Below are 22029 nucleotides of genomic sequence, written 5' to 3'. Positions count from 1 at the left end.
AGATACTCCCCCTTTACCCTTCTTCTCCGCGCTCCAGCGGCTCCAGCAGCTTGAAGGCCAGCCGCTGCAAGTCGGCGCGGTCTTGGTCGTCCAGCACCTCGAAGATGGCCGTTTCGTTGGCGAGGTGAATGGGAAGCAGTTCATCGGCCAGCGCCCGCCCCGCCGGAGTCAGGCGCACGAACGCGCTGCGGCGGTCTAAAGGATTGGTGCGGCGCTCGGCCAAGCCCCGCGCCCTGAGGTTGTCAATCCGGTTGGTGATGCTGGCCCCGGTCAGGGCGGTGAGCTGGGCCAGTTCGGCGGGCGTCAGACCCTCGTCGGGGGCGCTGCGGCGCAGGGTCATCAGCAGGTCCCAGGTGGCGGCGTTGAGGCCCGAATGCCGGTGGGTGCGTTCGACTTGCTTGGCGAGCGCGGCCTGAAGGCGGCTCACCAGCAAATACGTCAGCATCGGGGCGGCGTCTAGGCCGGGGCGTACCCGCTGCCAATCGGCTTGAATGCGGCTGAGCAGTTTGGGCGTAGAAGACATGCTGCTGGTTATATCAAGCGCTCTTGCCCCCGGTACGTTTCCCGGTCAGTCTGCTGTGAAAGAGCGGTTGAGCAACGCCTTTGGGCCCTCACAGCGGCTGAACCTGTCAGGATGCTGGGGTGAGCCTCACCCTGCCGACCACCTCTCAACCCGCCGTATCCAAAGCTCAGGCGCTCAGCGCCCGCTGGGCCACCAGCGCCGTTTTCTTTGCCAACGGAATGGTGATGGCCACTTGGGTGGTGCGGGTGCCGAGTGTGCAAGGAGCGCTGCAACTTTCGCCCGCCACCGTCGGGATCGCCCTGCTGGGCATGTCGGTGGGCAGCTTGTTGGCCATGCCGCAAACGGGCCACCTCGCTGCCCGCTACGGTACCCGCCGCGTCACCGTCACGGCGGGCGTGTTGATGATGCTTGCCCTGATCCTGCCGTTTCTCGCACCGAATCTGTGGCTGCTGTTTGCGGCCCTGAGCCTGCTCGGCGCGGGCAACGGCGTGATGGACGTGGCCATGAACGCGCAGGGCGTCGCCGTTGAGCGCTGGTTGGCAAAGCCGGTGATGTCCAGCTTCCACGCCGCCTACAGCTTGGGTAACCTCGCCGGTGCGGGGCTGGGCAGCCTGCTGCTCGGCTGGCATCTGGGCAGTGTCAGCCACGCCCTGCTGATTACCCTGAGCATGAGCGCGGTGGTGCTGCTGGCCGGAGCAAAGCTGCTCCCCAAACGCGCCGATGAACCAGACCGTGAACCGGAGCCGGACGCGCCGCCTGAGTACGCTCCTTCCCAAGCTGCACCGGCCAACTCTTCCAGCGTGAATCCCTCCAACCCCAACACCCTGATCTGGATGCTGGGCCTGCTGTGCTTCTTGGGGATGATGGGCGAGGGGTCGCTGGGCGATTGGAGCGGGCTGTATTCCAAGCAGGTGCTAAGCCTCTCGGGCGCGGCGCTGGGCGCGGCTTACACCGCCTTCACGCTGGCCATGACGGTGGGGCGCGTTTTCGGGGACGGCTGGCGCAGCCGTTACGGCGATCAGCGGGTGGTGATGACGGGAGCGCTGCTGAGCGGCGCGGGCCTGTGCGCGGGCCTGCTGACACTCAACCCCTCCCTGATGGTGCTGGGCAGCTTGGTATTTGGTCTGGGGGTCGCCAACGTGGTGCCAGTCCTCTACGGCACGGTGGGCAAGGTGCTGGCCGGGCACGGCATCGCGCGGGTCGCCACCATCGGCTATGCGGGATTCTTGACTGGCCCGCCGCTGATCGGCTTCGTTTCGCAGCTCAGCAGCCTACGCTGGGGCATGACCCTGATTGCCCTGAGCCTGCTCTTGGTCGGCTTGCTGACCCCAAGGGTGTACCGGCGGCTGTCGGAGCGCTGAAACAAGCTGGGCCGCTGCACTACTCTGCTGAAGATGTGGCATCAAACCGAACTGACATTGCGCCCGTATCCACGCGGCTTCCATTTGGTGACCCGCGAGGTGGTGAGCGCCGTGCCGGAAATGGCGGGCCTCAAAGTGGGCTTGCTGCACGTGTTTATCCAGCACACCAGCGCTTCGCTGACGCTGAATGAAAACGCCTCGCCGGATGTGCGGCGCGACTTCGAGCGCTATTTCAATCAAAGCGTGCCGGACGGCTGGGCCGACTTCGAGCACCGTTTGGAAGGCGACGACGACATGGCCGCCCATATCAAGGCCAGCTTGCTGGGGCCGAGCCTGAGCCTGCCGGTACGGGCTGGGCGGCTGGCGCTGGGCACCTGGCAAGGCATCTATCTGTGTGAACACCGCGACCGAGGCGGGCCGCGCAGGCTCCTGCTGACGCTGACGGGGGAGAAGTAGAACTGCTGCTCTTGGAAGCCACCTTGGCCAGCGCTCAAAGAGCTGCACTACAGTAAAGCCATGACTGCCCTGCCCGCTTTCCCCGATTTATCGGCCCTCAAGCTCTCGGCGCTTGATTTTTCCGCCGCCCACTACACCCACATTCAACTGCGCTTTTCTGATACCGATCAAATGGGACACATCAACAACGCGGCCTACGCGGTGTATTTGGAAAGCTCGCGGCTGGCGCTGACCGCCTCGGTGAACCTGACCAGCCTCAAAGTGGTGCTGGCCCGCTTAGAACTCGATTACCGCCGGGAAGTCAAGCTCGGCCAGCAAGTCGAGATTCAAACCGTCGTCACCCGCTTTGGGAGCAGCAGTTGGGCCTATGCCTCGCGCCTCCTCGCGGACGGCGAAGTGGCCCTAGAGGCCCGCAGCGTGCAGGTGCAGGTGGAGTCCGACATGCGCCCAGTGCCGCTCAGCCCAGCCACCAAAGCGGCGCTGGCGACTTACTTTGCGGCTGAGTTGTCTCTCACCGTGTCGTCTCCCACAGTATCGGTGAGTGGTCGGCCATGACCGGCGGCGACCTCAGCGCCAATGGCGATCAAGTGATGTATCAGGGCGACGTGTGGGTGCGCCTCGACACCTTGCCGCGCCTGATTGCCGAGAGCGTGCGCCGCACCCTGAGCGCCCACGGCATCGTCAGCGTGGTTCGCACGCCGTTTCAGTGGGTGATGGCCTCGCCGGTCATCGAAATTGAAACCGGCGGCTATATGGGCGACGTGGGCTTGTACGTGCCGCAGGTGCAAAAGCAGGAAGCCGACGACCTCCTCGACCGCCTCAGCGCCGAAGCCGATCAAGACGGAACGGACTGGCCAGCCTGATCAATCCAAACTCATCAACAAGCAATGAAAAAACCCCGCACTTGACGGGGTCTTTCTTCTTTCTCTTTGGTGGAGCCAAGCGGGATCGAACCGCTGACCTTCTGAATGCCATTCAGACGCGCTCCCAGCTGCGCCATGGCCCCACACATTTTTGTCCTGCTCCTGCCTGTTTTCAGGCTTAAGTAGGTTAGCAGCGTCTCGGCGCTCTGTCAACACCGACCCTTCACAGACGAACGCTGACGGCTCTGCACAGACTCACCAGACGCAAATGCTAAACTCTGCTTTAGAATCGTGCCTCACCTCAACCTTGTTCCCCTCACTGCTGAAGAGTTGCAGCATCTGCTCGGCAAAGCGGCGGCCCAGCGCCTGCTCCCCGACATCAGCAGCGCCCGGCTGGCGGGCCGACCTTTTCCCGGCCCTGAGGTCAGCGGCGACTTGAGCTTTGAAGTGCGGGAGGAGCGCGATTGGGGAGCCTCGCCGGAGCAGTCGCGGGCCATCAAAGCGCTCGGCGGCGAACTGCTGGGGCTGGGCGCTTTGCCGCTGGGGGTCTTTTACGCCCCGGAGTTGCCCGAAGCCCGCCACCAACGCGCTTACCTGCTCGACGACGCCGCCCTCTCGCTGCGCTGGAGTGAGACGCCCAGCGGCCCAGCCCTGCCGCCGTTCGTGCAGGCCGTGACGCTGAGCCGCGACAAAGCCAGCGGCATCGCCGCGTCGCTGAGCAGCACCTCGGGCCTGCCTTTTTCGCCGGGGAGTAGCGAGGAACTCGACGTGCGCCTGTTGCCCGGTGCGCCGCTGAGCGAATTTTTGGCGGCCCACCGCAACCTCGCCGTCCGGCATGGGCGAGGGCAAAAGCTGAGCGGCGAGCAAGATTGGATGCGGGCTTTTCAAACGGTGCGCCAGCTCAACTTCCAAGCTTGGACGCGGCGCGGGTTGTTGATTCGGGAGTAAGGCTTACGCTGTCCGTTCGGGCGGGGTCGGTACGGTCAGCAACTCAAGCCAGTAGCGGCGGCGGGTCAGCGGCGGGGACACCTCGCCCGCACCGAGCAGTGTGCTGATGCCTTCTTCACCGAGGCGCTCCACTTTGGTCAGGTAAGCCCGCACCGATTCGGGTTTGTCAAAGCGGCGGGGGTGGGTATCGCCCTCCACGTACAGATCGAGCCACTGCAACTCGGATTCGCTCATAGTTCGCGCAAATCTTCCCAGAGCTGCCAGCCCACACCTTCGGGGGTAGCGTCTAGGAGCGGCCCGAGGCTTTGCGAAGCGCTGAGGGCGTCGGCGTTGAGGCTCTCGGCGCTGGGGCGGGCGTCGTACATTTGCAGCACGGTGAACTGGTAAAACGCCTGCGAAGCGGTGGGTTCGCCGTTTTCAAAAAAGGCGAAGGGAGCCGTGACCTTGTCCCACAGCACGTGCGCTTCACCGAGTTCATGCGGCATGTAGTTTTCGAGATCAAAGTCTTCAAACGTCTCGTTGTCTTCGTCTCCGGGATGCCACAGATAGCCTTGCAAAAGCCGCACCGCCGTCCGTCCAGAGTGCGCGGCGGCGTCGGCAGGGGCGTTAGAGTTGCTCACCTCCACAGTTTACAGTTTTGGCGGCGGAGGTGGGGGCAACGGGTAACTTGCCTCAACCCAACCAAAACTTTATTTGAGGTTTTTGCTTGCTTTGAGCGAGGCGGTGTTGTTGGTCGGCACCAAGACGATGGCGTTGGGCACCGGGCGGCTCCAGACGGTGTTGAGGTAGCCGCCGGTGCCCAGATACCCGCCCGACACGAAGACGGTGGCGCTCGAACCGCTGTCTAAGCGCAGCGCGTCGGTGACGCCCACGTTGTGCAGGGCGCGGGCAAAGGTTTCGGGCGTCCCAAATTCCAAAAAAGCCAGAGTGGGCTGGCCCTTGTAGATGGCAAAGGCCACCTGTCGGGTGGGCCGCCACACCCCGGTCAACACGTTGAAGGCTTCGCGCTCTGGGTTGAGCACGATTTCGCCGCCTTGCAGCAGCATCGGGCCAGCGCTCAGGCCGTCGCGGACGCCCTGCCATTCTTGAGATTGGTAATTGAGAGTGGCCTGAATAGAGCTGCCCTCTGCCGTCGGCAACTGCGGAAAGCGGGCCGGATCAAAGCTGAGGCTGATGCGCCCCGCCACTGGCACCGCGCCGCCCAGTTCAGCTTTGCTGACGCCGCTCGCCGCCGCGTTGAGGGTCAGGGTCAGGAGGCCCGCGCCGCCAACCGCCGTTTTGCCGTCGCCGACGAAGGCGGTCAGCAGCTTGGGCGCGGGGCGGGCCGTCACAGTGTTGACCATCAGCGAGCCGAACGCGCCGGTGAGCATGTAGCGTGGGCGCGGAAACCCGAACAGCGTTGTGCCGCCCTCGCTAAAGCCCACCGTGCCGCGCCGCTCCAAGCTGGCCGCCAGCAGCTTGCCGCCCGCCGCCACGAAGTCCACCGGCAAGCTGCTGGGCGGATCAAAATAACCGCCGTTGACGCCCGCCACACCGCCGACCCGCCGCACCAGCTCCGAGACGTTCAGGGCCACGCCGACCGGAGCGGCCACCACACGCGGCGTAAACTGGGCCGGATCAAAGCTCAGCAGTGACAGGCCACCGAACGCCTTTAGGCTCACGCCGATTGGCAAAGCGTCCGGGTTGATCGGCGGCGGCACATCGGCGCTGAGGCTGGTCGCCGTGTCGATCACGATCCGGTCAGGGTCGTTGAGGGCGCTGACTTGGCTTTGGCCGCCGCCCGCATCCAGCCGCACTGTCACGCCGTTGCTATCGGGCGCGAGGGTCAGGGTATCGCCGCTGTCTAGGGTCTGCACGTTGGGGTCGGCACTCACCTGCGGCAAAAAGAGGGTCACGCCGCCGCGCTCGTTCTTGGCGCTGTACGTGGCTGGCCCGCTCAGATCAATCACCAGGCGCTGAAGCTGAATGTTGCGGACAGTGCTGAGGCTGGAGCGCGTTCCCACGATCTTCGGGCCACTGAGCAGTGGGGGAGGGGTGGGGGCCGGGAGGGGTGTCGGCGCGGACGTGGTCGGCGCAACTGGAGGAGGAGCCACTGGGGTCGGCGTTATTGAGGTTGGAACAGGCGCAGGCAGTCCAGCAGGCGGCGCGATTGGTGTCGGCTCGATACTGGCACTCCGCAAGGAAGGCTTTTGAGCGACCTCGGCCCGCAGTTCCAGCACCTCGGTGACCGCTTTGTTGACGGCGGCTTTCACGGCAGCCGGACTCGCAGATATTGGACTCACGGCTGTTGAACTCGTGACCGGTGGACTCGTAGCCAGGGGGCTTGCAGAACCTGAATGGCCCACAGCAGGACTTGCCTTCACCGGACTGGGCAGCTTGACCACAGGTTTGACTTTCTCTGGCGCGGCCTTTGGTGGGCTGACTGGCGGTGGGCTGGTTGGCGCGGAAACCGCTTTGAGCGCGGTGGGATTGATACTGATTTTTGCCCCACTGGGTTTCGCCACGTCAGGTTTTGACGCACTGGGTTTTGATGTGCTGGGTTTCGGCACACTCGGCTTTGGACTCGCCTGCACCTTGGCGGCCTGCACCACTTTGAGCGTTGCCGGAGCCGGAGCCAAGTTGAAGCCGAATTGCGGCACCGGCAACGGCACTTCTCTGGCGGCCTGCACCACCCGCACATCCAGCTGCTCGGCATTGCCCGCCAGCGGCACACCCAGCGCCCGCAGCACGTCTAGGCCCACGTGGAGGCTGCCGCCCGCGCCGTAGCGCTCCGGGGCGGGCAGCGGCGCAGGCAGAGCGAAGCCGGACGCTGCCCAGCCTCCCTGCGGCGTGTAGCGCAAACTGCGCGGGCCGTAGCTGAGCCACACGTCCTGCGGCTTGTTGCGGGTTTGCAGGCCCAGCTGCGGCAAAAACCAAATCGGCAGGCCTTCTTTTGAGCCTGCGAGCAGCTTGGTTTCGATCACCGGACTGGTCGGCACGCCGCTGATGACCACCGGACGGGCGGCAGCCAGCGTCAGTGGGGCCAGCGCAAGCAGCGCAGCGAGGCGCACACTGAACGAAGACAGGCCGGAGCGGCGGGCGGCAGTGGGCAAGCGGTTCACGCTGGGCAGTGTAGCGGCTGGCCCAAGGAAGGTGATGAACGGCGCTGGCCGCAGATGAGGGTCGCCGAACTCGGCACTCCAGTTAAGGCAAGGAGTTCTGTGCGCCGCTTGTAAGAACGCCCCACTTATACTGCGCCTTGATGATTGAGCCTTCCCTCGCACTCTACGGTGAACCCTTTGATCAGGTCGAGACGCAAATCGAAGACCTGCTCGTGGCGACAGGCGTGCGCTACTGCCTTCTGGTCGACCGCAAGGGTTTCGTGCTGTCTCACAAAGAAGCGCTGTGGGCACCTAGGCCTCCCGCCCTCGACTCGGTGGCGACTTTGGTGGCCTCCAACGCCGCCGCGACTGCCGCGCTGGCCAACATGCTCGGTGAGCGGACCTTCAGCGAGCAAATTCACCAAGGCGAACAAGGCGCGATTTATGTGGAGTCGGTGGGCGACGTGGCCCTCCTGACCCTCATCTTCGACAGCAGCGTGCCGCTCGGGCGTGTCAAATTACACGCCAAAAAAGCCATCTTGGCCCTCAACGAGGTGATGAAAAACCTCAAAGAAGCGCCGCCCATCAAATTCGACGCCGACTTCGGCAGCAGCGCCACCGCCCTCCTCGACGACCTACTGGGCTGAAGATAAGCTAAAGTGAGGCTCAACGCTTAGTTTTAGACAAAGAGAGTGCCCACAAACTGACGTTTTGCTGCTCGGCCACCGTTTCGCCCGCCTCGTGTGCGGCCAGACCCAAAGGGGAATGACGTGAGTACCATTAACTTCGCCGCCCGCGAAATCAACTGCAAGATCGTGTATTACGGCCCCGGCATGTCCGGAAAAACCACCAATCTCAAACAGGTCTTTTCCAAAGTGCCGAGCCATCTGCGCGGCGAAATGGTGAGTCTGGCCACCGAAGATGAGCGCACCCTCTTCTTCGACTTCCTGCCGCTCGATTTGGGCAGCGTTCAGGGCTTCAAGACCCGCTTTCACCTTTACACCGTGCCGGGACAGGTCTTTTACAACGCCAGCCGCAAGCTGATTTTGCGCGGCGTAGACGGCATCGTCTTTGTGGCCGACAGCGCCCCCAACCGCCTCAGGGCCAACGCCGAAAGTATGCGTAACTTGCGCGAGAATCTGCTCGAACACGGCATCGACGTCAAAGAAGTGCCGATGATTCTTCAGATCAACAAGCGCGACTTAGAAGGCGCACTCTCGACCGAGATGATCCGCGCCGTGATTGACCCCAAGCACGAGTTGCAGTGGCATGAAGCGGTGGCCGATCAAGGCCGTGGCGTCTTTGAAACGCTCAAGACCGTCTCGCGGCTGGTGCTGGAGCGGCTGGCCAAGGGGCAGTGAACGAAAACCAGCTTCCACGACTCACCCTGTCCATTTTGGGCGGCGCTGATCCCACCGAGTTTGCGGTGGCGCAGTGGCCGCCCGATTTCATTTTGCCAAGCGGGCTGCTCAGCGGCTCTTTTTTCAGCTTGACCCGCAGTGAGGATGAACTCTCGCTGGTGTGCGAAGCCAGCCTCGTGCCGGAAGGCGTTCAGCACCAAGCAGGCTGGGTAGCCCTCAAGCTGCATGGTCCGTTTGATTTTGCCCTCACTGGCATTCTGACGGCGGTGCTCAATCCTCTGCGGGACGCCGGGGTGGGCATTTTCGCCGTCTCCACGTTCGACACCGATTATGTGCTGGTCAAGCGTGAGCGACTGAGTGAGGCCATTGCAACTTTAAGCGCAGCCGGACACAGCCTTCAGGATTGAGCCTGAACGAAATTGAGCCGCGCTCCGACCATCTCAAAGCCTGCCCGCTTCACATTGCGCTCGCTGACGCTGTTGGGCGCGACATCGACAGCCGCCAGTGTCGCGCCCTGCTCGCGGGCGACGTGCAGGCGGGCAGCGAGCAGCACTGACTGAATACCTTGCCCCCGAAACTCAGGCAACGTTCCGGCACTGAACAGCAGGGCCACGCCGCCCTGTGCATCCGGCATCACCGTCACGGCCCCGAAGCCCGCCCACTGTTTATCTCGCCGGACGCCCAGCCGCAGCACGTCCGGCACATTCGCCGCCAGCCGCATCATTTCCCGGCTCTCCGCTCCAAACGCTTGCGGGGTGATTTCAGCCCATTCGTCGGGCGTCATTTCCCCGACATCAAAGGCCGAAGCAGGTGAGGCGCTGGAGAGCGTGCGGGCGTAGGTGTGAAGCAAGTAATCCAGGTGGTAGTTTCTGGCCGCCAGCGCCGTGAAGAGTGCCGGATGCGCGTGCGAGTGTACCAGCAGAGCGGCTGCCTGCGAGTGGAGTGCGTAAAAGTCCTCTATCTGCGCCAGAACTTCCGCCGCGTTTTCCTGGTCTGTCGCTCCCAGGGCAACGTTGACCGGCAATCCGGGGCCAGCGTAGACGGCGCTCAGCGGGCCAAAGGTCGCCCACTTGCCTGGATAACCCCGCCAGCTCTCTGCCAGGGCCGCCTCCACCCGCTGCAATGGCGTCGTCTGTACTGTGGTCATTTGCTTAGCTTACCGCCCAGCCGCTACGCTCAGGGCATGAATGTTGTCATCAGCGTGGATATGGAAGGCGTGTGCGGAGTCAGCTCATGGGTGCAGGTCAGCCCGCCGGAATTTGGGGGTCTGGTGAGTGGCAGCGAGTACGAACGCGCCCGCATCCAGATGAGCCGCGAGGCCAACGCCGCCGCGCTGGGAGCCTTTGAAGGCGGCGCGGCGGGCGTGCTGATCGCCGACTCGCACGACACCATGAGAAACCTCTTGCCCGAATACTTGGACGAGCGGGTGCGCTACGTGTCGGGCAACGATAGGGCGCTGAGCATGGTGGAGGGTGTTCAGGAAAAAGGCGTGGGAGCGCTGATGATGGTCGGCTACCACGCCCGCGCCGGAACGCAGGGAGCGCCGCTGGCCCACACCTGGAACGGCTCGGTGCGCGACGTCAGAATCAATGGTGTACAGGCTGGAGAGCCGTACCTCAATGCACTCTTGGCCGGACATTACGGCGTGCCGACGGTGTTTATCAGCGGCGACGATGTGGCGGTCAAGCAGGTGCAGGAAAGCGTCGGAGCTGAGGTGGTGGGCGTGGCAGTCAAAGAAGGCCTGAGCATGTTCAGCGCCGTGCATCTGCACCCCGCCGAGGCGTGCCGGCAGATTCGGGCGGGCGCGAAAAAAGCCGCTGAGGGCATGCACAGCGCCCAGCCATTCACCGTTTTGTTTCCCGCCAGCGTGCAGCTGTCCTTTGACCACCAAGCGCGGGCCGACCAAGCCGGGCGCGTGCCGGGCGTGACCCGCATCGACGCCGTGACGGTGGGGTACAGCAGCCCCGACGCCTTCCACTTGTTCCAGATGTTCCGAATGCTGTGCAAGGTGGCCGAAGTGCAGCTGAACGGCTGAGACAGACTGCGCCCTTTGAGGCCGCAACCGGATTTCTCACGTTTACGGCGCGGCTGAGCGGAGTCCATCTTGTCTGAACGGTAGAGAGCGGCGGTCGACCCCTCAGTTGCTGGTACTCAGATCGGCGCACAGCGGAACGGTGGCCAGATTGGACGCTTCGTATACGTCGACGTAGGCCGCGCCCGCCAAGCCGCTGGTGGTTTCGCTTCCCTGAATGCTCAGCGCACCGTTGGCGTCGGTGGCAAACGGCTGATTGCCGATCTGGGAAGTCGTCCCGGAGTCGCCGATGACTGCGCCGCCCGATCCACAGTTACCCGCGCCGGTGACGCTTCCCAGCCCGTAGTAGTTGGCGGCGTAAGCAGTGTTGGGGAGAAGGCCGGTGGCCGTAATGACGGTGGTGGTCGTCCCGTCCGTCAGGTCGCTGCGAACCAAGCTGCCCGCTTGAGCGCTGTATCCGGCCTGCGTCTGCGGCAGCAAAGTATGTGTGGCCGACGTACTTGGGACACTGGCTTGGTTACAAGCGGCAAGGGCCAGACCACCAACGATGCATAGGGCGAGTACTTTCATGATTTTCCTCCGTTTTTCTTACGAACGGAGCGTAGGAGCGGAGTGTGAAGGCTCCGCGCACTTTACTCGCAGATCGGTCGAAGGTTTATGGCCTAAGTCTTGGGCGGGCGACCAAATGACGCACCAACAAGGCACAGCGCTGAACCAATTGACGGACTGCCTCCGAAACTTGCTCGCAGCCCTCCAGCTAACAACCCTACAAAGAAGACACATCCAGTCCAAAGATTGCACAATAACGGCCACACACCTTAAAGACTCCGCATTTGACAGACGGCTGCGCGAGGTTTCTAATGCTTTTGACACCAAACCCACTTTTTCGGAGGTTTCATGAAATTGACCCGTACCAGCGCCGCCAGCTTACTGATGTGCAGCCTTATCTTGTCGAGTTGCGCTCCTGTTATGAATACTGCGGCTCAGCCCACCCGCGAGCAAGATACGCGGGTGTTCACGGCGGCAGTGCCCAGCACGCCCTCCATTGCAGGGGCCACACTGTACAAGGGCCTCTACGCGGGTGAGCACGGACAGGCTAGTTACCTGATCGAAGTGCCGGAAAAGTGGAACGGCAAATTGGTGATGTACGCCCACGGCTACGCAGGCACAGGCGCGGCCCTGACCGTTGCGCCGCCCCCCATCCGCGAGTATCTGGTTTCGCAGGGCTACGCTTGGGCGGCATCGAGCTACTCGTCTAACTATTACGATGTGCGGTCGGGCATCGAGGACACCAACGCGCTGGCTCAGCAGTTCGGGGCGCTGACACAGAGCAAGTACCCCGCGCCGAGTGCAACCTACATCATGGGCGTCTCGATGGGTGGGAATATCGCCGCCGCCGCCGTGGAAACCGAAACGCTGGCCAGCGCCAAACACAAAGTCAATTACGCTGCCTCGATGCCGCTGTGCGGAGTACTCGACCCACCGTATGAATTTCAGTGGCTGGGCGACTACACCCTCAATGCCCAAGAACTCGGCGGCTACGGTTCCAGCACCTACCCGGCCAGCAGTTTCCAAACCTTGCTGCCCGACATCAAAGTAGGGCTGTTCAGCGACAGCAGCGGCGACCTCTGGACGCCCAACACCGTGCAGGGCACCCGGCTGCGCGACATTGCACAGAACCTGACTGGCGGGCCGCGTCCGGTGTTTGAACTCGGCTTCAAGGTAGGAGCGCTGCAAAACGCGGTGCTGAGTACCGGCGGCTCGGACGGCACCCTCACCGGCATTTTGACCAAAAACTTCTACGGCAACCAAAATGCTGTGTACCGCTGGACGCAGGGCCAGACCCCCACCGCCGCCGAGGTCGCCTACAACCAAGCCGTTTTGCGAACCACCGCCGATCCGAGCGCCAACTTGCCCCGCGCCGACGGACTGCGCTGGCTCCCGGCCATTAACGCCCAGTTCAAGGTGCCGGTGCTGACCATGCACACGCTTGGCGACTTTTACGTGCCGTTTGCCCACGAGCAGCATTACCTTCAAATGGCCCAGAAAAACGGCACTTCAGGACTACTGGTGCAGCGAGCGATTCGGGCGGCTGGGCACTGCGAATTCGTGGGAGCAGAATTCGTGGAAGCATTCAACGACTGGATGAAGTGGGCCAGCGGCGGCCCCAAACCTGCCGGAGACGACGTACTGACGCCCAGCGTGGTGGCCGACGCCAAATACGGCTGCCAGTTTACCCGCGCCACCAGAACAGGTGTGGACGCCTGTCAGCCTTAAAACTACTCAGCTTTCCATTTTCATGGCCATGACGCTGCTGCCCGCGTCCACGTAAACCACTTGTCCCGTAATGCCGCTGGCGAGGTCGCTGAGCAGGAATAAGCCCAGCTTACCGACTTCCTGCGAGGTGGCGTTGCGGCCCAGCGGCGCGGCTTTGGCGGCTTGGTCGTACATGGTGCTAAAGCCGGGGATGCTGCGGGCGGCAATCGTACGCATCGGGCCAGCGCTGATGGTGTTGATGCGCACACCCTTCGCACCCATTTCGGCGGCGAGGTAGCGGGTGGCGGCCTCCAAGGCGGCTTTGGCCACGCCCATCACGTTGTACTTGGGCACGACTTTTTGTGAGGCGTGGTAGGTCAAGCTGATCACGCTACTGCCCTCAGTGAGCAGCGGCTCGGCGTGGCGGCACATGCTGACCAAGCTGTAGGCGCTGACCGACAGGGTGGTGTTCCAATCGGCAGCGGTGGTGTCGAGGAAGCGGCCTTCCATCGCTTCACGCGGAGCAAAGCCGATGGCGTGAACCACCGCGTCGAGTTGGCCAAACTCGGCTTTGATGGCGGCAAACAGGGCTGTCAAATCGTCTTCGCTGGTGGCGTCAGCCTGCCGGAGCAGCACCCCCGGATACTCTTTAGTGAGTTTTTCCAGTTCGGGGCGTAGGCGCTCGCCCTGATAACTAAAGGCCACCCGTGCGCCCGCCGCGAGAAGTTGCTCAGCGATGGCCCAGCCGAGGCTGCGGGCATTGGCGACGCCCATGACTAAGGCCGTTTTGCCGCTCAAATCAAGTGAGATCATGCTTCAGAGTTTAGCGGGCCGTGAGGTGGGAAAGTTGGAGCAGGTCTAAAAGGAGCTGATTTTGATAAGGAAGCTGGGCGAATAGAACTGCTGGTAAGCATTCTGCCAGAGCACGACCGCTAAGCTGCGAGGATGAGCGCCCGCCCCCGTTTCTTCCGGCCCTTTTGCTTTTCAAGGAAACCGTGACCGCGCTACAAACCACTCCCACCTTAGCGGAGCAACAGGCGGGCCTGATGCCGCTGGCCGCCGCCACCCTCGCCCAGCTTGACCGGGTCATCTTGGGCAAGGCCGAGCAAGTCCGTCTCTCGCTGGCCTGTTTGCTGGCGGGCGGACACCTGCTGCTCGAAGACGTGCCGGGAGTCGGCAAAACCACGCTGGCGCAGGCGATAGCGGCCAGCCTCGGCCTGCATTTTTCGCGGATGCAGTTTACCAGTGATTTGCTGCCCGCCGACCTCCTCGGCGTCAGCATTTACGAACCGGCCCAGCGCGAATTCCGTTTTCACGAAGGCCCGATTTTTACCCAACTGCTGCTGGCCGACGAAATCAACCGCGCCACCCCCAAGACCCAGTCGGCCCTCTTAGAGGCGATGGAGGAGCGGCAAGTCAGCGAGGGCGGCACCTCCCGCGCCCTGCCGAGTCCCTTTTTCGTGATCGCCACCCAAAACCCCGCTTCGCAGCTCGGCACCTTCGCGCTGCCCGAATCACAACTCGACCGCTTTTTGATGACCGTCTCGCTGGGCTATCCCGACCCCCGCGCCGAGCGTGAGCTGCTGCTGGCGGGCGGACGCCGAGACGCGGCCCGCCAGCTGAGCGCCGTGCTGATGCCCAAAGCGCTGCTGGCCGCTCAGCAGGCCGCAGCCGCCGTTTACGTGTCGGGAGCGCTGGCCGATTACGTACTGGCCCTCGTGACCGCCTCACGCCTGCACCCCGACGTGCAGACCGGCCTGAGTCCCCGCGCCGCGCTGGGCCTGCTCTCGGCGGCGCGGGCGTGGGCCTGGCTCGCAGGCCGCCAACACGCGCTGCCCGAAGACGTGCGGGCGGTATTCGGCAGCGTAGCCGCGCACCGCTTGCTGGGCCGCTCCAGCGGGGCCGCCAGTCCGGCGGTGGCCGCCCAGCTCCTCGCAACGGTGGCGATTCCTTAAGGAGAGCTGGTAAACGTGTGGCGGGAAGGGTGAGAAGCGGCTCAGATACGGGCGGGAGCAGTGGCCATACTGGTTTTGATTTTCGCCCCAAGTCCCTGCAAGGAGCCACCCAATGACGCCCAACCCCGATTTGTCCGCCCCCAAGTCAGCCACTCCCCAATCGCCTGCCCCCAACCCTGAAACGCTGGCTTTTTTTCAGGCTGTCTTTGAACTGGTGCGGGCCGGAGACGCCGAGCAGCTCGCCCCACTACTGAAAAAGGGCCTCCCGGCCAATATCAGGAACCAGAAGGGTGACAGCTTACTGATGCTGGCCAGCTATCACGGCCACCTGGAAGCGGCCCGGCACCTGCTGTTGGCAGGCGCTGACCCCGAACTGGCCAACGACCAAGGGCAAACCCCGCTGGTCGGCGCGGCCTACAAAGGCGACTTGGCGATGGCCAAGCTCCTTCTTACGCACGGAGCCGACACCGAAACGTCCGGGCCCGCCGGAAAAACCGCGCTGATGATGGCCGCCATGTTTAACCGCTTGGAGATGCTGGAGTTGCTGCTGTCCAGCGGAGCCGACCTAAAGACCCGAGACGTGGGCGGCCTCTCGGTGGTGGACGCGGCCAAACTGATGGGCGCACACGAAGCGGCCGCTCAGCTTGAAGCGCTGCTGACTCAAGCGCCAACAACCCAGCAGACCTGATCTCCCACCCTCTTCTCTAAGGAACTCCATGACCCAGCGCCCTGCCAGCACCACTCCCCCTCGGCCCCTCTCCAGCAGCTTGCGCGAGCGCGTGAGCGAGTGGGCCAGCGATGATGGCAACGCCGATACCGGGCAGGGCGTCACTATTGCGCCCGCCACCCACTTTTCCAAAGGACCGCGTGTCTACCCGACCCGCTTCGGCGCGGCGTTTCTCCTCACGGCGCTGCTAACGCTGATCGGCTGCGTCAATTACCAACTGAGCCTCGGCTATCTGGTGACTTTTTTGATGCTGGGCCTGTGGGTGGTGGGCGCGGTGTCGGCCTCGCGCAGCCTCAGCGGGCTGACCCTCAGTGCCGCGCCGCCCGGGAGCGCTTGGGCTGGACAAGACGCGGTTTTTGCTGTGCGGGTGCAAAATCCGTCCAAGCAGATTCGCAGCAGCTTAAGACTGCGTGCCCACCGCCCGCGTTCGGCGGCCATCTGTTTGTTCGACGTACCCTCAGAGGCCGAAACCCGCGCCGAAGTGCTGATTTTCGCGCCCAAGCGTGGCCCGCTGTTGCTGCCGCGCCTCCGGCTGGAAGGCCGCGACCCGCTGGGACTTTGGCGCGGCGTGACCTATCCGCTGCTGAGCGCCGAAGCGCTGGTGTATCCGGCCCCTGAGGAGGACGCGCCGCCGCTGCCCAGCAGCAAAGTCGGCGAAGGCAGCGGCGAAAAACGCCTAAGTGGGCAAGAGGATTTCGCGGGCATCCGGCCTTATCTGCCGGGTGACGCGCCTAGGCAAGTGGCGTGGCGGCAATCGGCCCGCCTCGGTGAGCTCCAAACCAAACTCTTTGACGCGCCCGCCAGCTTTACCTTGCGCCTGAGCTACAGCGAGTTACGCGGCCTGAACACCGAGGAGCGCTTATCGCGCCTGAGCGCCTGGGTTTTGCAGGCCCGCCAGCAAGACGCCCGCTACCGCTTGGAGTTGCCGAGTCTGAAGCTGGAAGAAGGCAGCGGCGAAACGCAGGCCCGCCGTGCCCTCAGCGCCTTGGCACTTTACCGTGCAGCTGAGAACGTCCCCGATCAGCCGCCCGCTGCTGCTCACCAGTCCACGGGGAGGAAGCGCCGATGACCACCCTCAACTGGCCCAGCCGAAGCCGCAGTCTCAAGCGGCCCACTGACCCTGCCGCCCCGCTGCCCGCGCTGCTGACCACTCTGGCTGCGCTGCTGCTGTGCGCCGCGCCGTATGTGTCACGGATGCCGTGGTGGGCCAGTTTGCTGTTCGCGGCGCTGCTGGCTTACCGCGCCGCGCTGGGGCTGGGCCGCGTTCCCGCTCTGCCCACCCTGACCCAAACCCTGCTCTCCCTGCTGGTGGTGGCGGCGGCAGGCTGGGGCCTTAACCAAACCTACGACACCCTGCTGGGGCGAGACGGTGGCACGGCCATTTTGGTGGTGCTGACCAGTCTCAAAGCGCTGGAAACCCACAGCGGGCGCGACGTGCAGGCGCTGGGCTTGCTGGGCTTTTTCCTGACCGTTACCCACTTTTTTTACGTGCAGGACACCCTCACCGCCGTTCACGCGATGCTGTCCATGCTGGCCCTCTCGGCGGGAGTGAGCTTACTGGAGCGGCCCAAGAGCTTGGCCGGCCTCCCCGCATTCGGCCTGAGTAAGGCGGGGCTGCTGGCTCCCTTTGGGCCGCTGCGCTCGGCGGGGGTGCTGCTGCTGCAAGCTTTGCCGCTGGCCGCCGCGCTGTTCGTGCTGTTTCCGCGCCCTGACAGCCCGCTGTGGCAAATGCCGGTGAGCAGCAAAGGCCAAAACGCTTCGGGCTTGTCCGACAGCGTCAATCCGGGCAGCATCAGCAGCCTCGCGCTCAGCGACGAGGTGGCGTTCCGGGCGCAGTTTGAGGGCCAAGCGCCGCCGCCGAGCAATTTATATTGGCGCGGCCCGGTGATGGAGTTTTTTGACGGCGAAACGTGGCGGCTGGGCCGTGAGCAGCGGGCGCTACCAGACGTGCAGGCACTTGGCCCCGTCCAAAACTACACCCTGACAGCAGAACCCAGCCAGCGCACCTGGGTGCTGGCCCTCGACGCCCCCGCCTCGCTGCCTTCCGGCACGGCCATCACCCAAAACCTGCAAGTCATCAAGCCCAGCCGGATTGGCAGCCGCACCCTCTTTAAACTAAGCGCTGCCACCGCCTACCGCTATGGCCTGAACGCCGATTCGTTTTGGCTGGAGCGCAACTTGCAGCTTCCAGACCGCAGCAATCCGCGCATCCGTGAGTTGGCCAAGACTTGGCTGAATTTGCCGCCCCTCGAGCGGGTCAAGGCGGGGCTGAACGTGTTTGCGGCGGGCAGTTTCGCTTATACCCTCAACCCACCGACCCTTCCCAGCGTCAATGGGATGGACGCTTTCGTGTTTGAAACGAAGCGCGGCTTTTGCGAGCACTTCGCCAGCTCGTTTGCCATCATGATGCGCTCGGCGGGCGTTCCGGCGCGGGTAGTCACCGGCTATCAGGGAGCTGAGCCCAACGGGGGCTACCTGATCGTGCGCCAGGCCAACGCCCACGCCTGGACAGAAGTCTGGCTGGCTGGGCAAGGCTGGGTGCGGGTTGATCCCACCGCCACCGTTTCGCCTGACCGCATCGAAAGGGGTGTTTCGAGTTTGCGCGGCGCTCCAGGGCTGGCCAGTGGCAATCTCGGCTGGCTGGGCGGCCTGAGCCTGCGCCTCGACGCGCTGCAAAACCTCTGGAACACCTGGGTCATCGGCTACGACGGCGCTCAGCAGCGCCAACTGTTTGCCAAGCTGGGCCTCGGCGAGCTTGGTGACTGGAAACTGACGGTGTTCGGCATGCTGGCCATCGGGCTGGCTTTCGTGCCGATGCTCCTGCGCCGCCGCCCGCCGCAGGAGCCGCTGAGCGCCGCCTACGCCCTGCTTGCCCGCCGCCTCTCGCTGCCCCGAGCGCCGCAGGAACCCGCCAGCGCTTACGCAGCGCGGGCTGCCGAGCGCTACCCGCAACACGCCGAGCACATTGAAACCCTGATCGGCGAGTACCAGCTGCTGCGCTACGGCCCCCAGCCGACCGACGAGCAGATTCGGGCCTTCGCGGCGCAGGTGCGGGAACTCAAAGTGAAAGCTTAACCAACTCGCCAGAAATAAATGTTCTCCCCACTGAAAGCGTTCACTTTCTCAGCCCCGGCGTCTACCCTGAGCGTCATGCACAAACGTTCTCGCCTGAACTGGCGGCACTGGCTGGCGCTGCTTCCCTTCCTGCTCGTTTCAAGCGCGGCCCGTTCCCGCCCAGCGCCCTCCCACACGGCGCGGCCACAATGAAGCGTCCCCGCAGCGCTCTCTTTGTTCCCGGCGACAAGCCCCGCGCCATTGCCAAGTCGCGCACGCTCGGCGCGGACGTGATTATTCTGGACTTGGAAGACGCGGTGGCTCCCGAACACAAAGAACAGGCCCGTGAAAATATCTGCGCCGCGCTGCGGGAGGGCTTTCCCTGTCCGGTATGGGTGCGCCTCAACATTTCCGGCAGCATTTGGGAACAGGCCGACCAAGAAGCCGTGCTGTGCGAAAAACCCGACGGCTTGGTGCTGCCCAAAGTCGAGGAAGCGGGAGTGGCCCGCAGCATGACGCTGGGCGTGCCGCTGTGGCTGATGATCGAGACGGCGCGGGGCGTGCTGGCCGCCCCCGACCTCGCCGCCGAGCAGAGCGTGGCGGGCCTGATCGTGGGAGCCAACGACCTCGCCCACGACCTGCGAACCGGCCCAGACCCAGAGCGCACGCCGCTGCTTTTTGCCCTCAGCGCGGTGGTGCTGGCCGCCCGCGCCCACCGTAAAGGCGTGCTGGACGCCGTTTACAACACCTTTACCGACACGGTGGGTTTTGAGCGCGAGTGCTTAGATGGCCGCGCTCTCGGCTTTGACGGCAAAACGCTGATCCACCCCTCGCAGGTGGAGACGGCCAACCGCAGCTTCGGAGTCAGCCCAGCCGAGGTGGAGGCCGCCCACGAACTGCTGCATGCCTGGGAAGCGGGCCGCCGAGAGGGCAAAAGTTTGGTGACGGTGCGGGGCCGGATGGTCGAAGAAATGCACGTCAAAGCGGCGCAGGACGTGCTGGCACAAGCCGGAACGTCCGCGCCGCTTTGAAGGTCGGGGCGGCTTTAACAGGATTTCAAAAAATTCAGACCACGTTTTCGGGAAAATCCAGCTTGTTGGCGTCGCTCCACAGGCCTTCGAGGTCGTAGTATTCGCGGGCTTCTTTGGTCATGATATGCACCACGACGCTGGCTCCGAAGGCCAGCAGCAACCAGCGCTCCGAGGGGCCTTCGACGGTGGGGCGCGAAAATCCAGCTTCCACCGCTTTGGTGCGGACATTCTCGCGCACGGCGTTGAGCTGCAGGCCCGCCGTGGCGGTGCAGATCACGAAATATTCGAGGGTGGTGCTGACTTCGGTCAGGTCGAGCACCACCACGTCCTCGGCGCGGCGCTCGCGGGCGGCGTCCACGATGGCCCGCAGTTGCGGCAAGAGGGAATCGGTCGAGGCGTCGGTTGAAGTGTGGGCGGCAGAAGGTACTTTGGTCATGAAAACTCCAGAAGAAAAGTTAGGGAGCGGGTGAACTGGCCGCAGGGGTAAAGTGGTTAAGGGCGGCGAAGAGTTGCGGCGCGTCGCCACCGAGCAGCACGCCGATCTGGCCCGCCGCGACCGGAAAGCGTTCGCCCTGCAATCTGGGCAAGTTGAGTTGGTCGGCGATATTTTGAGCGGTTTCCACGTCGGACTGGGTAAAGACTTGGCTGCGCTCACCTATTTTGGGCAAAGTGCTCAGCCGCACATTGGGGTAGCCCGCCGCGTGAAGGGCGTCCACCATCGGCGGGCCGAGGCCTGCGCCGCTGGCATCTTCGAGCAAGATGGTCACGGCGCTACTTGGCTCGGCCTTGAGGGAGTTGCCCCAGACTTTGGCCAGCTCCTCACGGTTGACCGCCAAGTTAAAGCTGCGGCGGATGGTGTCGGTGGGCAAGGTGGCAAAGCTGAGCTTGAACTGCGAAAGCACCGGCTGAACGGTGGTGAGGAGGGTGGGATCGAGGTTGGTTTCCACGCCGTTCATCACGCTGAGGATGGTGGGAACAGCGCTCAGGCCGCCCGGGGTGGTCAGCTTGCTGGCGAGTTGGCTCAGCGCCTGCTTTTGGTGGTCGATTCGGCCGTAATCGTCGCCAAAACCTTTGCGGACGCGCAAGTACCACACCGCTTCTTGGCCTTCCAAGTGGTGCGGCCCCGCCGCCAGCTTGAGATTCACGCCTGCCGCTTTGTCGATCCACTCGATGCCGCCCGCCGGAACGTTGACGTCGAGGCCGCCCAGTGCGTCGATCACCCGCGCGGCTTCCTCAGTTCGCACGATCAGGTAATTGTCTACCCGCTCACCGGTAATGGTTTCCACCGCGCTGACCAGTGCCTGCGGCCCGCCATCCCAGTATTTGCCGTTGACTTTTTGCTCGGCGGCAGATTTCTTGGGATCGAAGTCGCCCACATTGGTATCGCGCGGAATCGAGAGCACACTGACCCGCTTGCCCTGTACCTTGACCAGCATCAAGGTGTCGGTGTTGGCGGTTTGAATGACGCCCTTGCGCTGATTTTGGTCTTTGCAGGGCTGGTGGTAGTAGCAGTAAATCACGTCACGTCCCGCCAACAGCAAGGTAAAATTGGGCAAGCTGCCACTCAGCACCACATTGCTGCCGCCGCCCTGACCGTTACTGGCGCTCAGGGCGTAGTAGCCGCCGCCGCACAGCGCCGCGAGCGTCAGCAGGGAGAGTTGCAACGGCCTAAGCCAGCGCCGCCGCGTTTCCTGGCGCTGGGTTCCTTGCCGCTGGGCCGGTTGACTCTTCATGCGCTGGGAGGCAGTGCGCCGCGCTCTTGCAGGCCCTGATACGCCGAGAGCGTGCGCGGATGCACCGGAATACCGCGTGCCTGCAGGTAATGCACCTTGGAGCTGATCGCCAGTGCCAAAGCGCCTTCCAAGTCCACCATCGCCAGTTCACGGATGTGCTGGTTGACGCCCCGCCCCGGCTCCGAAACGTCGGCGACATACACACAGGCCGAAACCGAGCAAGCGCTGCGGGGGCCGGTGGTGTGGTCTTCGACGGCCCGCAGCACCACCTCGTCACGGTAGCCCCAACGCCCCAACAGCGTGCGGGCTGCCCGCCCGTGCAGCGCCAGCGGATGCGCGGCGTCAATCGGCACTTCCGGCGGCGCGAGGCGCAAAAGCTCGCTGTCAGGCAAATCACGGGCGATGTCGTGCAAAATGCCCGCCAAATAAGCCCTGTCCGCATCTAAGCGGTTGGCCCGCGCAATTTGATAAGCCAAGTCCGCCACCCGCACCACATGATCGTAGCGGCGGGCTTTGACCATCAAGCGTGCCCTGCTTTCCCACTCGGCCAAATCCGCCAACGGGCGCGGGGCGGGGGGCGTCCGAGTCACGGCCGAGTGAAGCATGATGGAAGGTGGAAAGGCCACGACTGCATCGCTCAAGTATAGCG

25 protein-coding genes and 1 tRNA gene are annotated in these 22029 nt (G+C 63.8%); 15 read left to right on the top strand and 11 right to left on the bottom strand.

Translation table 11 applies throughout. The features are described 5' to 3' along the window. Positions 1-13 precede the first annotated feature (13 nt). Positions 14-523, bottom strand: coding sequence for a MarR family winged helix-turn-helix transcriptional regulator (locus tag FNU79_RS00455; protein ID WP_143718980.1), 510 nt, complete (start codon positions 521-523; stop codon positions 14-16). Positions 524-642: 119 nt separating this feature from the next. Here FNU79_RS00455 and FNU79_RS00450 point away from each other — a divergent pair, with 119 nt between their 5' ends. From FNU79_RS00450 to FNU79_RS00435, 4 genes are read left to right on the top strand one after another with little or no spacing between them, the layout of a single operon-like run. Beyond that, the gene (locus FNU79_RS00450; RefSeq protein ID WP_143718979.1) at positions 643-1884 is read left to right on the top strand and encodes an MFS transporter; all 1242 of its coding nucleotides are present in this window, start codon (positions 643-645) and stop codon (positions 1882-1884) included. 33 nt (positions 1885-1917) lie between these two features. Continuing rightward, positions 1918-2340 (top strand): secondary thiamine-phosphate synthase enzyme YjbQ, encoded by a 423-nt coding sequence (locus FNU79_RS00445; RefSeq protein ID WP_124870640.1) that lies wholly within the window; start codon positions 1918-1920, stop codon positions 2338-2340. Positions 2341-2400: 60 nt separating this feature from the next. Next, positions 2401-2895 carry an acyl-CoA thioesterase gene (locus tag FNU79_RS00440; protein WP_124870644.1) on the top strand — a complete coding sequence of 165 codons (495 nt, stop codon included), beginning with the start codon at positions 2401-2403 and terminating at the stop codon, positions 2893-2895. Then, positions 2892-3203, top strand: coding sequence for a hypothetical protein (locus FNU79_RS00435; protein ID WP_143718978.1), 312 nt, complete (start codon positions 2892-2894; stop codon positions 3201-3203). Before FNU79_RS00440 ends, FNU79_RS00435 begins: the two co-directional genes overlap by 4 nt. Before the next feature lie 67 nt (positions 3204-3270). On the opposite strand, the gene FNU79_RS00430 is transcribed toward FNU79_RS00435, so the two are convergent. Continuing rightward, positions 3271-3346: transfer RNA gene (locus FNU79_RS00430), tRNA-Ala, on the bottom strand. Positions 3347-3494: 148 nt separating this feature from the next. Here FNU79_RS00430 and FNU79_RS00425 point away from each other — a divergent pair. Continuing rightward, on the top strand, positions 3495-4151 hold the full coding sequence (locus FNU79_RS00425; RefSeq protein ID WP_225429785.1) for a hypothetical protein: 657 nt from the start codon (positions 3495-3497) through the stop codon (positions 4149-4151). A gap of 3 nt (positions 4152-4154) precedes the next feature. Here FNU79_RS00425 and FNU79_RS00420 read toward each other — a convergent pair whose 3' ends face one another. From FNU79_RS00420 to FNU79_RS00410, 3 genes are all read right to left on the bottom strand, one after another. Further along, positions 4155-4385, bottom strand: a complete 231-nt coding sequence (locus FNU79_RS00420) for a hypothetical protein (RefSeq protein ID WP_124870655.1) — start codon at positions 4383-4385, stop codon at positions 4155-4157. Continuing rightward, positions 4382-4771, bottom strand: a complete 390-nt coding sequence (locus FNU79_RS00415) for a DUF3208 domain-containing protein (RefSeq protein WP_124870658.1) — start codon at positions 4769-4771, stop codon at positions 4382-4384. Before FNU79_RS00415 ends, FNU79_RS00420 begins: the two co-directional genes overlap by 4 nt. A 69-nt stretch (positions 4772-4840) precedes the next feature. Continuing rightward, a complete protein-coding gene (locus tag FNU79_RS00410; protein ID WP_143718977.1) occupies positions 4841-7252 on the bottom strand; it encodes a phosphodiester glycosidase family protein in 2412 nt (803 codons plus the stop codon). A 140-nt stretch (positions 7253-7392) separates the two neighbouring features. Between FNU79_RS00410 and mglB the strand changes: the two genes are divergently transcribed. The 3 genes from mglB (at position 7393) to FNU79_RS00395 (ending at position 8999) form a co-directional block, all read left to right on the top strand. Continuing rightward, positions 7393-7878 carry a GTPase-activating protein MglB gene (gene mglB, locus FNU79_RS00405; protein ID WP_124870663.1) on the top strand — a complete coding sequence of 162 codons (486 nt, stop codon included), beginning with the start codon at positions 7393-7395 and terminating at the stop codon, positions 7876-7878. Positions 7879-8001: 123 nt separating this feature from the next. Beyond that, positions 8002-8592, top strand: coding sequence for a GTPase MglA (gene mglA / locus FNU79_RS00400; protein WP_124870666.1), 591 nt, complete (start codon positions 8002-8004; stop codon positions 8590-8592). After that, a complete protein-coding gene (locus FNU79_RS00395; protein ID WP_185974563.1) occupies positions 8589-8999 on the top strand; it encodes an ACT domain-containing protein in 411 nt (136 codons plus the stop codon). The genes mglA and FNU79_RS00395 overlap by 4 nt, the downstream gene beginning before the upstream one ends. Here FNU79_RS00395 and FNU79_RS00390 read toward each other — a convergent pair. Beyond that, positions 8990-9739: a GNAT family N-acetyltransferase gene (locus FNU79_RS00390; protein WP_143718976.1), complete on the bottom strand. Its 750-nt coding sequence runs from the start codon at positions 9737-9739 to the stop codon at positions 8990-8992. The two genes, FNU79_RS00395 and FNU79_RS00390, sit on opposite strands and share 10 nt — an antisense overlap. 36 nt (positions 9740-9775) lie before the next feature. On the opposite strand from FNU79_RS00390, the gene FNU79_RS00385 reads away from it, so the two are divergent. After that, a complete protein-coding gene (locus FNU79_RS00385) occupies positions 9776-10627 on the top strand; it encodes a M55 family metallopeptidase (protein WP_143718975.1) in 852 nt (283 codons plus the stop codon). Between the two features lie 102 nt (positions 10628-10729). Here FNU79_RS00385 and FNU79_RS00380 read toward each other — a convergent pair whose 3' ends face one another. Then, positions 10730-11194: a hypothetical protein gene (locus FNU79_RS00380; RefSeq protein ID WP_143718974.1), complete on the bottom strand. Its 465-nt coding sequence runs from the start codon at positions 11192-11194 to the stop codon at positions 10730-10732. Positions 11195-11521: 327 nt separating this feature from the next. Here FNU79_RS00380 and FNU79_RS00375 point away from each other — a divergent pair, with 327 nt between their 5' ends. Beyond that, positions 11522-12901 (top strand): alpha/beta hydrolase family protein, encoded by a 1380-nt coding sequence (locus tag FNU79_RS00375; protein WP_143718973.1) that lies wholly within the window; start codon positions 11522-11524, stop codon positions 12899-12901. Between the two features lie 6 nt (positions 12902-12907). Here FNU79_RS00375 and FNU79_RS00370 read toward each other — a convergent pair whose 3' ends face one another. Continuing rightward, on the bottom strand, positions 12908-13693 hold the full coding sequence (locus FNU79_RS00370; protein ID WP_143718972.1) for an enoyl-ACP reductase FabI: 786 nt from the start codon (positions 13691-13693) through the stop codon (positions 12908-12910). A gap of 182 nt (positions 13694-13875) precedes the next feature. On the opposite strand from FNU79_RS00370, the gene FNU79_RS00365 reads away from it, so the two are divergent. The 5 genes from FNU79_RS00365 to FNU79_RS00345 all read left to right on the top strand — a co-directional run bounded on the left by FNU79_RS00365 (position 13876) and on the right by FNU79_RS00345 (position 19647). Next, positions 13876-14835 (top strand): AAA family ATPase, encoded by a 960-nt coding sequence (locus FNU79_RS00365; protein ID WP_404825727.1) that lies wholly within the window; start codon positions 13876-13878, stop codon positions 14833-14835. Between the two features lie 112 nt (positions 14836-14947). Further along, entirely contained in the window at positions 14948-15523 is a 576-nt protein-coding gene (locus FNU79_RS00360) for an ankyrin repeat domain-containing protein (RefSeq protein WP_143718971.1), read from the top strand. A 28-nt stretch (positions 15524-15551) separates the two neighbouring features. Next, positions 15552-16631, top strand: coding sequence for a DUF58 domain-containing protein (locus FNU79_RS00355; protein WP_143718970.1), 1080 nt, complete (start codon positions 15552-15554; stop codon positions 16629-16631). Continuing rightward, on the top strand, positions 16628-18637 hold the full coding sequence (locus tag FNU79_RS00350) for a transglutaminase family protein (protein WP_143718969.1): 2010 nt from the start codon (positions 16628-16630) through the stop codon (positions 18635-18637). Before FNU79_RS00355 ends, FNU79_RS00350 begins: the two co-directional genes overlap by 4 nt. A gap of 188 nt (positions 18638-18825) precedes the next feature. Then, positions 18826-19647 carry an HpcH/HpaI aldolase/citrate lyase family protein gene (locus FNU79_RS00345; protein ID WP_143718968.1) on the top strand — a complete coding sequence of 274 codons (822 nt, stop codon included), beginning with the start codon at positions 18826-18828 and terminating at the stop codon, positions 19645-19647. Positions 19648-19681: 34 nt separating this feature from the next. Here the strand turns inward: FNU79_RS00345 and rsfS are convergent, their stop codons facing one another. Genes rsfS through yqeK form a run of 3 tightly spaced genes read right to left on the bottom strand, consistent with a single transcriptional unit; the run spans position 19682 to position 21970 of the window. Next, the gene (gene rsfS, locus FNU79_RS00340) at positions 19682-20083 is read right to left on the bottom strand and encodes a ribosome silencing factor (RefSeq protein ID WP_143718967.1); all 402 of its coding nucleotides are present in this window, start codon (positions 20081-20083) and stop codon (positions 19682-19684) included. A 19-nt stretch (positions 20084-20102) separates the two neighbouring features. Further along, positions 20103-21380, bottom strand: coding sequence for an LCP family glycopolymer transferase (locus tag FNU79_RS00335; RefSeq protein ID WP_143718966.1), 1278 nt, complete (start codon positions 21378-21380; stop codon positions 20103-20105). Beyond that, positions 21377-21970: a bis(5'-nucleosyl)-tetraphosphatase (symmetrical) YqeK gene (gene yqeK, locus FNU79_RS00330; RefSeq protein ID WP_404825725.1), complete on the bottom strand. Its 594-nt coding sequence runs from the start codon at positions 21968-21970 to the stop codon at positions 21377-21379. Before yqeK ends, FNU79_RS00335 begins: the two co-directional genes overlap by 4 nt. Positions 21971-22029: the final 59 nt, after the last annotated feature.

It is taken from the genome of Deinococcus detaillensis (assembly GCF_007280555.1).
Lineage (GTDB): Bacteria > Deinococcota > Deinococci > Deinococcales > Deinococcaceae > Deinococcus > Deinococcus detaillensis.
Note: the sequence above shows the minus strand (reverse complement) of the source record. Positions and strands in the feature narration are given on the sequence as shown.

Bases quoted from the DNA above. Each gene is read 5' to 3' on its own strand.
- FNU79_RS00420 (WP_124870655.1), bottom strand. From the start codon at position 4,385: ATGAGCGAATCCGAGTTGCAGTGGCTCGATCTGTACGTGGAGGGCGAT.
- mglB (WP_124870663.1), top strand. From the start codon at position 7,393: ATGATTGAGCCTTCCCTCGCACTCTACGGTGAACCCTTTGATCAGGTC.
- FNU79_RS00370 (WP_143718972.1), bottom strand. From the start codon at position 13,693: ATGATCTCACTTGATTTGAGCGGCAAAACGGCCTTAGTCATGGGCGTC.
- FNU79_RS00355 (WP_143718970.1), top strand. From the start codon at position 15,552: ATGACCCAGCGCCCTGCCAGCACCACTCCCCCTCGGCCCCTCTCCAGC.
- FNU79_RS00445 (WP_124870640.1), top strand. From the start codon at position 1,918: ATGTGGCATCAAACCGAACTGACATTGCGCCCGTATCCACGCGGCTTC.
- FNU79_RS00380 (WP_143718974.1), bottom strand. From the start codon at position 11,194: ATGAAAGTACTCGCCCTATGCATCGTTGGTGGTCTGGCCCTTGCCGCT.
- FNU79_RS00390 (WP_143718976.1), bottom strand. From the start codon at position 9,739: ATGACCACAGTACAGACGACGCCATTGCAGCGGGTGGAGGCGGCCCTG.
- FNU79_RS00345 (WP_143718968.1), top strand. From the start codon at position 18,826: ATGAAGCGTCCCCGCAGCGCTCTCTTTGTTCCCGGCGACAAGCCCCGC.
- FNU79_RS00435 (WP_143718978.1), top strand. From the start codon at position 2,892: ATGACCGGCGGCGACCTCAGCGCCAATGGCGATCAAGTGATGTATCAG.
- FNU79_RS00335 (WP_143718966.1), bottom strand. From the start codon at position 21,380: ATGAAGAGTCAACCGGCCCAGCGGCAAGGAACCCAGCGCCAGGAAACG.
- FNU79_RS00360 (WP_143718971.1), top strand. From the start codon at position 14,948: ATGACGCCCAACCCCGATTTGTCCGCCCCCAAGTCAGCCACTCCCCAA.
- FNU79_RS00385 (WP_143718975.1), top strand. From the start codon at position 9,776: ATGAATGTTGTCATCAGCGTGGATATGGAAGGCGTGTGCGGAGTCAGC.
- FNU79_RS00375 (WP_143718973.1), top strand. From the start codon at position 11,522: ATGAAATTGACCCGTACCAGCGCCGCCAGCTTACTGATGTGCAGCCTT.
- rsfS (WP_143718967.1), bottom strand. From the start codon at position 20,083: ATGACCAAAGTACCTTCTGCCGCCCACACTTCAACCGACGCCTCGACC.
- FNU79_RS00440 (WP_124870644.1), top strand. From the start codon at position 2,401: ATGACTGCCCTGCCCGCTTTCCCCGATTTATCGGCCCTCAAGCTCTCG.
- FNU79_RS00350 (WP_143718969.1), top strand. From the start codon at position 16,628: ATGACCACCCTCAACTGGCCCAGCCGAAGCCGCAGTCTCAAGCGGCCC.
- FNU79_RS00455 (WP_143718980.1), bottom strand. From the start codon at position 523: ATGTCTTCTACGCCCAAACTGCTCAGCCGCATTCAAGCCGATTGGCAG.